This window comes from Mesorhizobium sp. P160187, assembly GCF_057766425.1.
On the sequence record NZ_JBYMDX010000001.1, the window covers coordinates 201,114 to 213,725 of the forward strand.

Here is a 12,612-nt window from a genome sequence, read left to right on the forward strand (position 1 = left end):
TCCCATGGTAAAGCCACCTCGCAAGCAACGCCTGTCCGTCTATCTCGATCCGAAGGTCATGAGCAGGCTGGCCGAACATGCGGCGCGCCATGATTTTTCACGGTCGCTCGTCGCGGAGGCGGCAATCGAGTCGTTCCTCTCACCCGATGCCGCCGAGCGGCAGGAGGCGGCGATCACCAAGCGGCTTGACCAGCTGGACCGCCGTATGACGCGCCAGGAGCGCGATGTCGCGATTGCCGTGGAGACGCTCGCTGTTTTCGTCCGCTTCTGGCTGGCGACAACACCAGCGTTGCCCGAGCCCGCGGCACAGGCAGCCCACTCCAAGGCTGGCGAGCGCTATGATGCCTTCGTCACCGCGCTCGGCCGGCGCCTGGCGAGAGGTCCAAAGCTTCGGCAGGAGATCTCCGAGGACATCGATGGCGGTCTGGACACACACCAGCCCGGCACGCCCGCGCGCTGAACGGACTGGCGGACCGAGATTTTGCAAGCATCGATATGTCAAGCATATCAAAGTATTGTAACACATATGTTGTCATGGAACTCGCGTTGCCAACCTGTCGGGTTTGGCAGACAAGAGCTAGACAGCCGCAGGGCAGGGTCGCTGATATGGGAACCATGTTGGGCGCGAAATCCGCAATTCAAGATCCGTGATTGCATGAGGGACCACGCCTTTATGAGCTTCTAGAAAAAGCAGCCGTCTGAGCCGAATCAGTTATTTTCAGTGGCTAGGCGGTGTCAGGATCTTTTCGTTGAAAATTATAGTCTGTATGCTATAAGGCAAAGGGCGAATGAAAAACCAAAAGCTCACGGTATGGATGGGATCGTCGAAGGATGACCTGCGCGAGTTTCCGGTCGATGTTCGCCGGTTGATGGGTGTCGCAATCAACGACGCCCAGAATGGTGAGGAGCACCCGGCTGTCAAAGCCCTGAAAGGGTTTGGGGGCCGCAGCATCCTCGAGGTGGTCGACGACTTCGACGGAGATACCTACCGCGCCGTCTACACCGTCCGCTCTACGTCCTTCATTGCTTCCAGAAGAAGTCGAAGAGGGGCAGGGAGACACCCAAGCATGAAATCGATCTCGTCACAGTACGATTGAAGGCGGCCGAGGCGCACTATCGTGAAAACTATGGGAAAGGAACAAAGTCATGACGGAAGACATCACCGCCGAAGTGAGCAGCGGCAACGTGTTTGCGGACCTCGGCTTTGACAATCCCGAAGAGGAATTGCTCAAGGCCAAGCTGGCCCGCGAGATCCGCGCCATTATCAAGCGCCGGCGCCTGACCCAGGCGAAGTCGGCTGAACTGCTCGGAATGAAACAGCCCGACGTCTCCGCGATCGCCACAGGGCGAACGGGTAAGTTTTCAATAGACAGGCTGGTTCGCTGTCTGGACCGGCTCGACTACAAGGTCGACGTGGTGGTTCGCCACAAGCCTCGACGGTCAACTCGTGCTGAAGCCGCGTGATCTGACGGCTTTACCGACGAGCGCACAATTGACGGCGAGCGCCGCCCTTGCCTGAAGATCGCCGGCCTTGATCACAGGTCGGCACCGCCAATCTCCTGTATTTGCACGCTACGCCACTACGCCTCGATATAGGTGTTGAAACCACTCGAGATGCGGCTCTCTTAATCATCCCCGTCCAGGGGCCGTCCATGTTCCCCCGGATCGAAACGGGGACAGGATGGCAGCTTCGCCTCACAATTCAGAAGGTCTGGCGCGCGGCGCACGCATGCTGCGCACAGCGCTCGGACCTGCGATCGCGCGCTATCTCGACGACGCCGGCATCGTCGAAGTGATGCTTAATCCCGATGGACGTTTGTGGATCGACCGCCTGTCCGAGGGGTTGTCCGACACAGGAGAGCGTTTGTCAGCAGCGGACGGCGAGCGCATCGTTCGCCTCGTCGCTCATCATGTCGGTGCCGAAGTCCATGCCGGCGCCCCACGTGTCTCGGCCGAGCTGCCCGAGACGGGGGAGCGGTTCGAAGGGCTTCTTCCTCCCGTCGTCGCGGCGCCCGCCTTCGCGATCCGCAAGCCCGCCGTCGCCATCTTCACCCTCGAAGATTATGTCGCGACCGGAATCATGTCGGCGCAGCAGGTGGACGCGCTGCGCCAGGGCGTTGCCAACCGCGCGAACATCCTCGTTGCAGGCGGCACATCCACGGGCAAGACCACGCTGATCAACGCACTGCTGGCCGAGGTGGCCAAGACCTTCGATCGCGTCGTCATCATCGAGGATACGCGCGAGCTGCAATGCGCCGCGCCCAATCTCGTGGCGATGCGCACGAAAGACGGCGTCGCGTCGCTCTCCGATCTTGTTCGCTCATCGCTTCGCCTGCGCCCCGACCGCATTCCGGTCGGCGAAGTGCGCGGGGCCGAGGCGCTCGAACTGCTCAAGGCCTGGGGCACTGGCCACCCCGGCGGCCTCGGGACGATCCACGCGGGCAGCGCCATTGGCGCGCTCCGCCGCTTGGAGCAACTTATCCAGGAAGCCGTCGTCACCGTCCCGCGCGCGCTGATCGCCGAGACGATCGACCTCGTTGCCGTCCTTTCCGGCCGCGGTTCCGCGCGCCGGTTGTCCGAACTCGCCCGTGTCGAAGGCCTTTGCCCGGACGGAGATTACCGGGTCGCGCCAGCCGTCCTCGAGGGCGACGAGAGCCCGCCCTTGCTCATCCAAAGCCCTGAAGGAGAAAATCCGTGATCCAACGCCTGCGCCTCGGGCGCCATCGTCTTGCCATGACTGTTTCCGTTGCCACGCTCTTCCTGGTGATGGCCGCGCCCGCTTATGCCTCCGGCTCGTCGATGCCGTGGGAACAGCCGCTGCAACAGATCCTCCAGTCGATCGAAGGCCCGGTCGCCAAGATCATGGCGGTGATCATCATCATCGTCACCGGCCTGACGCTCGCCTTCGGCGACACGTCGGGCGGCTTCCGCCGGCTCATCCAGATCGTGTTCGGCCTGTCCATCGCTTTCGCGGCGTCGAGCTTCTTCCTGTCGTTCTTCTCGTTCGGCGGCGGAGCGCTGGTCTGATGGTGGGCGCTGTCGAACAGGGCGGCCCAATGCCGGATTATACAGTACCGGGTTATACGGTCCTCGTGCACCGCGCGCTGACCGAGCCGATCCTGCTCGGCGGCGCCCCGCGCGCCATCGCCATCATGAACGGGACGCTCGCGGGCGCCGTGGGGCTGGGGCTGCGTCTGTGGCTCGTCGGTATCGCCATCTGGGCGATCGGCCATGTTGCCGCCGTCTGGGCCGCCAAGCGCGATCCGCTCTTCGTCGATGTTGTTCGCCGGCATCTGCGCATCCCTGCGCATCTCACGGTCTAAGCGAGGTCGCACAGATGATGAACCTTGCCGAATATCGCAACCGCAGCAGCCGGCTCGCTGACTTCCTGCCCTGGGTGGCATTGGTCGGCGCCGGCGTCGTCCTCAACAAGGATGGCAGCTTCCAGCGCACCGCGCGCTTTCGCGGCCCCGATCTCGACAGCGCCGTGCCGGCAGAACTGGTCGCCGTCGCCGGCCGGCTCAACAATGCCTTCCGCCGGCTTGGCACCGGCTGGGCGATCTTCGTGGAGGCGCAGCGCCATGCCTCGACCCGCTATCCCGACAGCAGCTTTCCGGATGCGGCCTCCACGCTGGTCGATGCGGAGCGAAAGGCGGGCTTCGAGGAGGCCGGCGCGCATTTCGAGTCCAGCTACTTTCTGACGCTCACCTACCTTGCGCCCGCCGAAGACACCGCCCGTGCCGAAAGCTGGCTCTACGAAGGGCGTGAGAAGAAGGGCCTCGACCCCAACGCGGTGCTGACCGGGTTCACTGACCGCAGCGACCGCGTCCTGCGCCTTGTCGAAGCCTTTATGCCGGAGTGCCGTTGGCTCGATGACGCCGAGACGCTGACCTATCTGCATGGCTGCGTCTCGACCAATCGCCACCGTGTCCGCGTTCCCGAAACGCCGATGTATCTCGATGTCCTGCTGGCCGACCAGCCGCTGACCGGCGGGCTTGAGCCGCGGCTTGGCGCGTTGCATCTGCGCATTCTCACGGTCACGGGGTTCCCGACCGCGACCACGCCGGGTCTGCTCGACGAACTGAACCGGCTGGCCTTCCCGTATCGCTGGTCGACACGCGCGATCCTGCTCGACAAGACCGATGCCACCAGGCTGCTGACAAAGATCCGGCGTCAATGGTTCGCCAAGCGCAAATCGGTCGCCGCGATCCTCAAGGAAGTGATGACCAACGAAGCGTCCGTCCTCGTGGACACCGACGCCGCAAACAAGGCCGCTGATGCCGACATGGCGCTCCAGGAGCTCGGCGCCGACTATGCGGGCATGGCTTATGTCACCGCGACGGTGACTGTTTGGGACGATGATCCTGGCATCGCCGACGAAAAACTGCGCCTGGTCGAAAAGGTCATCCAGGGCCGCGATTTCACGGCGATCATCGAAACCATCAATGCCGTCGACGCCTGGCTCGGCAGCCTGCCGGGTCATGTCTACGCCAACGTCCGCCAGCCTCCCATCTCCACGCTCAATCTCGCCCACATCATACCGCTTTCAGCGGTGTGGGCGGGCGCGGTGCGGGACGAGCATTTTGCAGCGCCCCCTCTGCTCTTCGGCAAGACCGAAGGCTCGACCCCGTTCCGGCTTTCGCTTCACGTCGGTGACGTCGGCCATACGCTGATCGTCGGCCCGACCGGCGCGGGCAAGTCCGTGCTCTTGGCACTGATGGCGCTGCAATTCCGCCGGTATGAAGGCTCGCAGGTTTTCGCCTTCGATTTCGGCGGTTCGATCCGCGCGGCGGCACTCGCCATGGGCGGCGACTGGCATGATCTCGGCGGCGATCTCAGCGATGGAGCGTCCGATAGCGTCAGTCTTCAGCCGTTCGCGCGCATTCACGATGTCCCGGAGCGCGCCTGGGCCGCCGACTGGATCGTGGCGATCCTGACGCGTGAGAATGTGACGATCACGCCTGAGATCAAGGAGCATATCTGGACGGCGTTGAGTTCTCTGGCGTCCGCGCCTGTCGAGGAGCGCACCATCACCGGCCTGGTCGTGCTGCTGCAATCAAACGATCTCAAGCAGGCATTGCGCCCCTATTGCGTCGGAGGTCCCTATGGCCGCCTGCTCGATGCCGAGCACGAGCATATCGGATCGGCGTCGGTCCAGGCATTCGAAACCGAGGGGCTGATCGGAACAGGTGCCGCGCCCGCCGTCCTGTCCTATCTCTTCCATCGCATCGAGGACCGGCTCGATGGCTCGCCAACCCTTCTCATCATCGACGAAGGCTGGCTTGTGCTGGACGATGAGGGCTTTGCCGGCCAGCTCCGCGAATGGCTAAAGACGCTGCGCAAGAAGAACGCCAGCGTCATCTTCGCCACGCAGTCGCTCAGCGACATTGACGGCTCGGCAATCGCGCCCGCGATCATCGAGAGCTGCCAGACCCGGCTTCTGCTGCCAAACGAGCGCGCAATCGAGCCGCAGATCACGGCGATCTATCGTCGATTCGGCCTCAACGATCGGCAGATCGAGATCATCGCGCGGGCGATGCCAAAGCGCGACTATTACTGCCAGTCCCGACGCGGCAACCGGCTGTTCGAGCTCGGTCTGTCCGATGTGGCGCTCGCGCTCTGCGCTGTGTCCTCGAAGACCGACCAGGCCGCGATCGCCCGCATCTTCGCCGAGCACGGCCGCGACGGATTCCTCGCAGCCTGGCTTAGCCACCGTGGCGTCGGCTGGGCCGCTGAACTCGTTCCCGCCCTAACCAGCCCCGCCCTCACCAACAAGGAGAAGTCCCCATGAAACAACGCCGTTCCCTTGGCATGCGGTTCGCCGCCGCACTGCTTGTCGCTCCTGCCGCGCTCTCGCCTTTCCTGACGACACCGGCACAGGCCTTGATCGTTTTCGATCCCTCGAACTATTCGCAAAACGTCCTGACGGCAGCGCGCTCGCTCGAACAGATCACCAACCAGATCACCTCGCTTCAGAACCAGGCGCAGATGCTCATCAACCAGGCGCGCAATCTCGCAAGCCTGCCGTTCTCCTCGCTGCAACAGCTTCAGCAGTCCGTGCAGCGCACGCAGCAACTGCTCGGTCAGGCGCAGAACGTTGCCTATGATGTGCAGCAGATCGATCAGGCCTTCCAGCAGAAATACGGCAACGTCTCGCTATCGGCTTCGGATCAGCAACTCGTCGCCGACGCGCGCTCGCGCTGGGGCAACACGGTTGGTGGCCTTCAGGATGCCATGCGTGTGCAGGCGGGCGTCGTCGGCAACATTGACACCAATCGCAGTGAGATGTCGGCACTGGTCGGCCAAAGCCAGGGTGCGACCGGCGCGCTTCAGGCAACACAGGCCGGCAACCAGCTCCTCGGGCTTCAGGCGCAGCAGCTTGCCGATCTCACCGCTGTCGTCGCCGCGAATGGTCGGGCGCAAGCGTTGCAATCGGCCGAGCAGGCCACCGCCGCCGACCAGGGCCGGGAGCAGCGCCGCCGCTTCCTGACGCAGGGCTCGGGCTACCAACCCGGCAGTGCGCAGATGTTCTATGGCAAGAACTGAGGCCGGAGCGATGGATGGCAAGATCCTCGCTCGTGTCAGTGCGGTCGTCTTCATCGCGGTCGCTTTGACACTGACCGCGATCGAGATGAGCACCAAGGACGATGAGCCTGACGCCCTTGGGGCACGGGACCGTTCCATCACGTCACAAGACCCGCTCGCGTTCGAATTGCGCCGCTGTTCCGAGATCGGCGAGGCCGGCCCCCGCGATCCCGGTTGTCTGAAAGCCTGGGCAGAGAGCCGGCGCCGGTTTTTCGGTCAAAGTAACGCGGCAACCGCGCCTGCTCCGGTAGCGCCGGCAACGCTGTTTCCGAATGTGCCGGCGTCAGGCGACCGGCAAGAACGGGAGCGGACGGATGTGACCGCTCCTGCGATGCAGGTCGAGCCGCCCCGGCAGGAGGCTCGCTGATATGGGCGGCATGGGCGTCATCGACCATTTCCTCGAAGTCTTCACGCGCTACATCGACAGCGGCTTCGGCCTGCTCGGCGGCGAGGTCGGCTTCATCGCCACGACCCTGATCGTCATCGACGTGACGCTGGCGGCGCTCTTCTGGTCCTGGGGGGCGGACGACGACATCATGGCGCGCCTCGTCAAGAAGACGCTGTTCGTCGGCGTCTTTGCCTATCTCATCTCCAACTGGAACAATCTCGCCCGCATCGTCTTCGAAAGCTTCGCCGGGCTTGGCCTGAAGGCCTCGGGTACGGGCTTTACCGTGAACGATCTCATGCGCCCGGGCAAGGTGGCGCAGACCGGGCTCGACGCCGGCCGGCCGTTGCTGGACTCGATCTCGAACCTGATGGGCTATTGGTCCTTCTTCGAGAACTTCATCCAGATCGCCTGCATGTTCTTCGCCTGGGCGCTGGTGCTGCTGGCCTTCTTCATCCTGGCGATCCAGCTCTTCGTCACCCTGATCGAGTTCAAGCTGACGACGCTCGCCGGTTTCGTGCTGATCCCCTTCGGTCTGTTTGGCAAATCCGCCTTCATGGCCGAGCGGGTGCTTGGCAACGTCATCTCGTCCGGCATCAAGGTGCTCGTGCTCGCCGTCATCATCGGCATCGGCTCGACCCTCTTTTCCGAGTTCACCTCGGGATTCGGCGGGACCACGCCGTCGATCGACGACGCCATGGCGATCGTCCTGGCCGCGCTGTCGCTGCTCGGCCTTGGGATCTTTGGACCGGGCATTGCCAACGGTCTCGTCTCCGGCGGCCCGCAGCTCGGCGCGGGTGCGGCGGTCGGCACCGGGCTCGCCGCTGGCGGCATGGGAGCAGTGGGCGCAGCGGCCGCCGGCGCCGTCGTGTCCGGAGTCGCGGCTGTAAGCGGCGGTGCTGCAGCCGCGGCTCGTGGTGGCGCCGCAACGGCGGGCAGGGCATCCACAGCCTACGGCCTCGGCGCGGCGGGACAGTCAGGCTTTTCCGGCGTCGCATCCGGGCTCGGCGGTGTCATCAGCGCCGGCGCGCAGGGCGCCATCTCACCGCTGAAGCCAGCGGCAAATAATGCGGCAGGCAGCATGAAGCAGAGCTTCCAGTCCGGCGCTCGCGCTGCCTTCCAGACGACAGGCGGATCCTCCACGGCTGGCACAATCGGCGCGAACGCGCCCGAAGCCAGCTCCGCTCCCGTTGCGTCCTCCGCCACTGAAAGTCAGCCTGCCTGGGCGAAGCGCATGAAGCGCTCGCAACAGATGTCCCATGGCGTCCAGGCCGCCGCCCACGCTGTTCGCAGTGGCGACAGCCATGGCGGCGGCTCCTCGATCAACCTCTCTGAAAGTGACTGAGCATGTTCAAACGACCGTCCACGCACTACGGCGAGTCCCCACAACCCGAGACGCCCTACCAGCGCGCTGCCCAGGTCTGGGACGAGCGCATCGGTTCCGCTCGCGTGCAGGCGCGCAACTGGCGGTATATGGCTTTCGGTTGCCTGGCGCTCGCCGCGGGCTTCTCCGCAGCGCTCATCTGGCAATCCGCGAAAGGCTCGATCGTGCCTTGGGTGGTGCAGGTCGATCGTCTCGGCCAGGCGCAGGCCGTGGGACCCGCGATCGGCGACTATCAGCCGAGCGATCCGCAGATTGCCTTCTACCTGGCACACTTCCTCGAACAGGTGAGGTCGATCCCCGCCGATCCGGTCATCGTGCGGCAGAACTGGCTGCGCGCCTATGACTTCGCGACGAAGGGCGGGGCGCTGGCCCTCAACGACTATGCGCGCGCCAATGACCCGTTCACCAAGGTCGGCAAACAGCAGGTCGCCGTCGACGTGTCGTCGGTCATCCGCGCATCGCCGGCGAGCTTCCGCATCGCCTGGATCGAACGCCGCTATCAGGATGGATCACTCGCTTCCACGGAGCGCTGGTCGGCCATTCTCACCATTGTCATGCAGCCCCCGCGCGACGCCGACACGCTGAGGAAGAATCCGCTCGGCATCTACATCAACGCCATCAACTGGTCGAAGGAGCTTGGACAATGATGCCCGCACTCTGCAACACCGCCCCCCGGGGGTGTCCGGCTTTCCTCGTTCGCGCAATGCCGGCCTTACGCAAAATGGCCTTTCCAGCACTTCTGCTTTTGACCTCGGCGCTTGCGGGCTGTGCCACCAGGCAGAAGCCGCCGGAGATTTCCTATGACGATCCGGTCCCGGCCGTGCAGGCGGTCGATCCGCCCCCGCCCGTCAAGGTGGTGGAGCTGTCCAAGCCGCTGCCGCTTCCAGGCCAGTTGAAGCCGGTCGGCAAGGCCGCAAAGCCCGACCCGGAACCGACCGATCCGGCCGCGCGCGTGAACCTGGCCAATGCGGCCGCGCGCGTCCAGCCTGTCCGCAACGGCTTCATCAACTCGATGCAGGTCTATCCGTTCGTCGATGGCGCGCTCTATCAGGTTTATGCCTCGCCGGGGCAGATCACCGACATCGCGCTGCAGCCCGGCGAGCAGCTCGTCGGCTCCGGTCCCGTCGCCGCCGGCGACACCGTGCGCTGGATCATCGGCGATACCGAGAGCGGTACGGGCGGCGCCAAGCAGGTCCACATCCTCGTCAAGCCGACGCGCGCCGACCTTCTCACCAATCTCGTCATCAACACCGATCGGCGGACCTATCACATGGAACTGCGCTCGACGCCGTCGACCTATATGGCATCGGTTTCCTGGCAATATCCGCAGGACCAACTCATCGCTTTGCGGCGTCAGAACCAAGAGGCTGAAGCTGTGCAGCCGGTCTCGACGGGCATCGATCTTTCTCGCGTCAATTTCCGATACCAGGTGACAGGCGATCGCGCACCATGGCGGCCGTTGCGCGCCTTCGACGATGGCAAGCAGGTGTTCATCGAGTTCCCGCGCGGCATCGGCCAGGGTGAGATGCCGCCACTGTTCGTGGTCGGGCCGGAAGGTGACACGTCCGAGCTGGTCAACTATCGCGTGCGCGGCAACTACATGATCGTCGACCGGCTGTTTGCCGCCGCCGAGTTGCGCTTCGGCGCCGGCAAGAACCAGCAGCGCATCCGCATCTCCCGCACCGATGGGGTGAAGAGCAGTCGATTTTCATGGATGCGTGGCCCTGGTGAGACCCCCAAAGCGACGTCCCTCCGAACAGGCAGGGGAGGGTCGTCATCATGAGCGACAGATTGGATCCCGGGAAGAAAGAGGGCCGGGGGCAGGCGGATGACGCCCGGCCGGAGGCGTCGGTCGAGGATGACGCCCGGCCGCTGACAGGCGAGCCGGCCGCGGCCATGCGGCTGCGCGCCGAGCCGCCGCGCGTAACACGTCTGTCCCGCAAGGCGCTGGCCGCATTGGGCCTCGCCGCAAGCCTCGGTGTCGGCGGTGCGCTGATTTATGCGCTGCAGAACCGTCAGCAACGCCAGGGTCACGAGCTCTATTCAACCGACAATCGTTCTACGCCCGATGGGCTTGCCGGCCTGCCAAAGGACTATGCAGGCGTTCCGAAGCTTGGCCCACCGCTTCCCGGCGATCTTGGCCGCCCGATCCTCGCCGCGCAGAATGGCGTCCCCGCGCCATCGACAGGTCCCGTTGGACCGGACCCGGGAGAGCAGCGCCGCGAGCAGGAACTGGAAGCGGCAAGAACCGCGCGTCTGTTTGCATCGACTCAAACGCGGCCCGCAAGTGAGGCGACTGTCGCGCAGCCGACAACAGGCATATTGCCACAGCCCGACCTTTCCAGCCTGGGCCTCGCGCCGCAGCCGGCCACACCCTCGGCGCAGGACCGGCAGCGCGCGTTCCTTGATCAGCCGCCGGACAAGCGAACCGTCTCGCCTGATCGCGTCGCGGCGTCGGCGTCGAAAAACGTGCTGCAGGCGGGCGCCGTCATCGCCGCCGCCCTCATCACCGGCATTCGCTCCGACCTGCCGGGTCAGATTACCGCGCAGGTGACGGAGAATGTCTATGACAGCCCCACAGGACACGTCCGTCTCATTCCGCAGGGGACGCGTCTCATCGGCCAGTATGACAATGGTGTCGGCTTTGGCCAGCGTCGGGTGTTGCTCGTCTGGACCAGGCTGATTTTTCCTAACGGCCGCTCCATCGTTCTGGAACGTGAGCCTGGCGCGGACGCGGAAGGCTATGCTGGGCTCGAGGACGGCGTCGACTATCACTGGGGCGAGCTCTTCAAGGCTGCAGCACTCTCCACGGTTCTGAGCATCGGCGCGCAGGCAGGCTCATCGGGCGAGGAGAGCAACATCATGCGCGCTCTTCGCCAGGGCGCCTCGGACAGCATCAGCCAGACAGGCCAACAGATCGTCCAGCGGCAGCTCAACATAGCGCCGACACTCACCATCCGACCGGGATACCCGGTGCGCGTGATCGTCACGCGCGATCTCGTGCTTGAACCTTATGGAGACTGAAATGGCCAAGCTGAAACTGGGGCCAATTGCTGACGACAAACCCGTCAAGGTCATGGTGGAACTCCCCGCGTCACTGCATCGCGACCTGGCCGCTTATGCCGAGATACTCGGCCGCGAAGCGGGGCAACGGCCCGCCGATGCGCCGCGCCTCATCGTTGCGATGTTGGAGCGGTTCATTGCGACGGATCGGGGCTTTGCGAGGGCAAAGCGCTCGGAGGGTGATTGAAGGCCGGACGACTGAAGTCGAACCGCGTTAGTCGCGCCTCCGAGTCATGGCGTGACTGCAGAAATCGCGCCGCGTCCTTCGGAACTTCCTGCATTGACAGGGGTAGGCCCGGGTCGCGTTGCTGCCACCATGTTTCTTGCGGTCCCAACCAGCCGCAAAAGCGCGCGCTTTGGGTTCGATTCCAGCCACACTGCCTTGATCGAACTGACGCTGTGCTGCCCACGGATCGGTTTCCACACCGTGGCGTCGATGGCGACTGTCCTGGCAAAACCCTCGCCCGCCAGAGCCACGCCTTGACCGAGTTGCACCTTGAGGATGACCGTTGCTTCGCTGGCGCGACATATCTGGACACTGGGGCCACCATTCGCAGCGATGTGCTCCAGCAAACGCAGATCCCGGGAGGATCCGCCTGAAACCAGCAGACACGTATCTGCAAGATCTGCCCATGTGACCGCAGGCTTTCTAGCAAGCGGATGGTAGCAGGGCAGGAGAACGAACAAGCGCTCGTGCGCAAATATCTCGCTACGGCATAAAGCGGCGTTCTCAAGCCCGTGTGTGAAGACGATGTCGAGGCGCCGGCGGCGTATAGCCGCCAGGCACTGTTCGAGTGGAACGTCTTCGATCGCGACGCACACGTCCGGATGCAAATGGGCAAAACGATCGATGAGACGTGTCACGAACGTGCGCCCCATCTGGGCGCATAACCCTATTCTGATCGTTTTGGAATCCTGGTGACCGCCACTACCTCCAGCCAATGCATCCTGCAAGCCTTCATAGTGGGCCCGGACAAGATCGACCCAGGCCCGGCCGGCCTCGGTCAGCCGGACGCCATGGACGTCGCGGTCAAACAACTGCATGTCGAGCAATTGTTCGAGAGCAACGATGTTGCGGCTGACACAGGATTCCCTCACTCTGAGGACTCTTGCGGCCTGCCTGAAGCTACCATGATCGACAGCTGCGAAGACATGGTCCAAACGGCGGAGCGTGTTGTCGACCTGTCCCAAGGCG

General features: G+C 64.1%; 14 protein-coding genes and 1 pseudogene. 14 read left to right on the top strand and 1 reads right to left on the bottom strand.

Going from position 1 to position 12,612, the window contains the following annotated elements; all coding sequences use genetic code 11:
* Positions 1-4 precede the first annotated feature (4 nt).
* From AC3CCE_RS00950 to AC3CCE_RS01015, 14 genes and pseudogenes are all read left to right on the top strand, one after another.
* Positions 5-460, top strand: a complete 456-nt coding sequence (locus AC3CCE_RS00950; RefSeq protein ID WP_352624408.1) for a ribbon-helix-helix domain-containing protein — start codon at positions 5-7, stop codon at positions 458-460.
* 409 nt (positions 461-869) lie between these two features.
* A pseudogene (locus AC3CCE_RS00955) lies at positions 870-1,150 on the top strand (type II toxin-antitoxin system RelE/ParE family toxin).
* Positions 1,147-1,464: a helix-turn-helix domain-containing protein gene (locus AC3CCE_RS00960; RefSeq protein WP_006338687.1), complete on the top strand. Its 318-nt coding sequence runs from the start codon at positions 1,147-1,149 to the stop codon at positions 1,462-1,464. Before AC3CCE_RS00955 ends, AC3CCE_RS00960 begins: the two are co-directional and overlap by 4 nt.
* 217 nt (positions 1,465-1,681) lie before the next feature.
* Positions 1,682-2,698 (top strand): P-type conjugative transfer ATPase TrbB, encoded by a 1,017-nt coding sequence (gene trbB / locus AC3CCE_RS00965; RefSeq protein ID WP_352460843.1) that lies wholly within the window; start codon positions 1,682-1,684, stop codon positions 2,696-2,698.
* A gap of 35 nt (positions 2,699-2,733) precedes the next feature.
* Complete coding sequence (locus AC3CCE_RS00970; RefSeq protein WP_023816724.1) at positions 2,734-3,027, top strand: TrbC/VirB2 family type IV secretion system protein; 294 nt, start codon at positions 2,734-2,736, stop codon at positions 3,025-3,027.
* 29 nt (positions 3,028-3,056) lie between these two features.
* Positions 3,057-3,323 carry a VirB3 family type IV secretion system protein gene (locus tag AC3CCE_RS00975; protein WP_245261998.1) on the top strand — a complete coding sequence of 89 codons (267 nt, stop codon included), beginning with the start codon at positions 3,057-3,059 and terminating at the stop codon, positions 3,321-3,323.
* A 14-nt stretch (positions 3,324-3,337) separates the two neighbouring features.
* Positions 3,338-5,791 carry a conjugal transfer protein TrbE gene (gene trbE, locus AC3CCE_RS00980; protein WP_352624411.1) on the top strand — a complete coding sequence of 818 codons (2,454 nt, stop codon included), beginning with the start codon at positions 3,338-3,340 and terminating at the stop codon, positions 5,789-5,791.
* Positions 5,788-6,546 carry a P-type conjugative transfer protein TrbJ gene (gene trbJ, locus AC3CCE_RS00985; protein ID WP_031206118.1) on the top strand — a complete coding sequence of 253 codons (759 nt, stop codon included), beginning with the start codon at positions 5,788-5,790 and terminating at the stop codon, positions 6,544-6,546. The genes trbE and trbJ overlap by 4 nt, the downstream gene beginning before the upstream one ends.
* Before the next feature lie 10 nt (positions 6,547-6,556).
* Entirely contained in the window at positions 6,557-6,952 is a 396-nt protein-coding gene (gene trbK-alt, locus AC3CCE_RS00990) for a putative entry exclusion protein TrbK-alt (RefSeq protein ID WP_352624414.1), read from the top strand.
* 1 nt (position 6,953) lies between these two features.
* Positions 6,954-8,315: a P-type conjugative transfer protein TrbL gene (gene trbL, locus AC3CCE_RS00995; RefSeq protein ID WP_352624415.1), complete on the top strand. Its 1,362-nt coding sequence runs from the start codon at positions 6,954-6,956 to the stop codon at positions 8,313-8,315.
* A 2-nt stretch (positions 8,316-8,317) separates the two neighbouring features.
* Positions 8,318-9,001: a conjugal transfer protein TrbF gene (trbF, locus tag AC3CCE_RS01000; protein ID WP_352624417.1), complete on the top strand. Its 684-nt coding sequence runs from the start codon at positions 8,318-8,320 to the stop codon at positions 8,999-9,001.
* Entirely contained in the window at positions 8,998-10,137 is a 1,140-nt protein-coding gene (gene trbG, locus AC3CCE_RS01005) for a P-type conjugative transfer protein TrbG (RefSeq protein ID WP_352624419.1), read from the top strand. The genes trbF and trbG overlap by 4 nt, the downstream gene beginning before the upstream one ends.
* Positions 10,134-11,378 carry a TraB/TrbI/VirB10 family type IV secretion system protein gene (locus AC3CCE_RS01010; RefSeq protein ID WP_352624421.1) on the top strand — a complete coding sequence of 415 codons (1,245 nt, stop codon included), beginning with the start codon at positions 10,134-10,136 and terminating at the stop codon, positions 11,376-11,378. Before trbG ends, AC3CCE_RS01010 begins: the two co-directional genes overlap by 4 nt.
* A 1-nt stretch (position 11,379) precedes the next feature.
* Positions 11,380-11,604, top strand: coding sequence for a DUF2274 domain-containing protein (locus tag AC3CCE_RS01015; protein WP_031206124.1), 225 nt, complete (start codon positions 11,380-11,382; stop codon positions 11,602-11,604).
* 44 nt (positions 11,605-11,648) lie between these two features.
* On the opposite strand, the gene AC3CCE_RS01020 is transcribed toward AC3CCE_RS01015, so the two are convergent.
* A complete protein-coding gene (locus AC3CCE_RS01020) occupies positions 11,649-12,608 on the bottom strand; it encodes a LysR family transcriptional regulator (protein ID WP_352624423.1) in 960 nt (319 codons plus the stop codon).
* Positions 12,609-12,612: the final 4 nt, after the last annotated feature.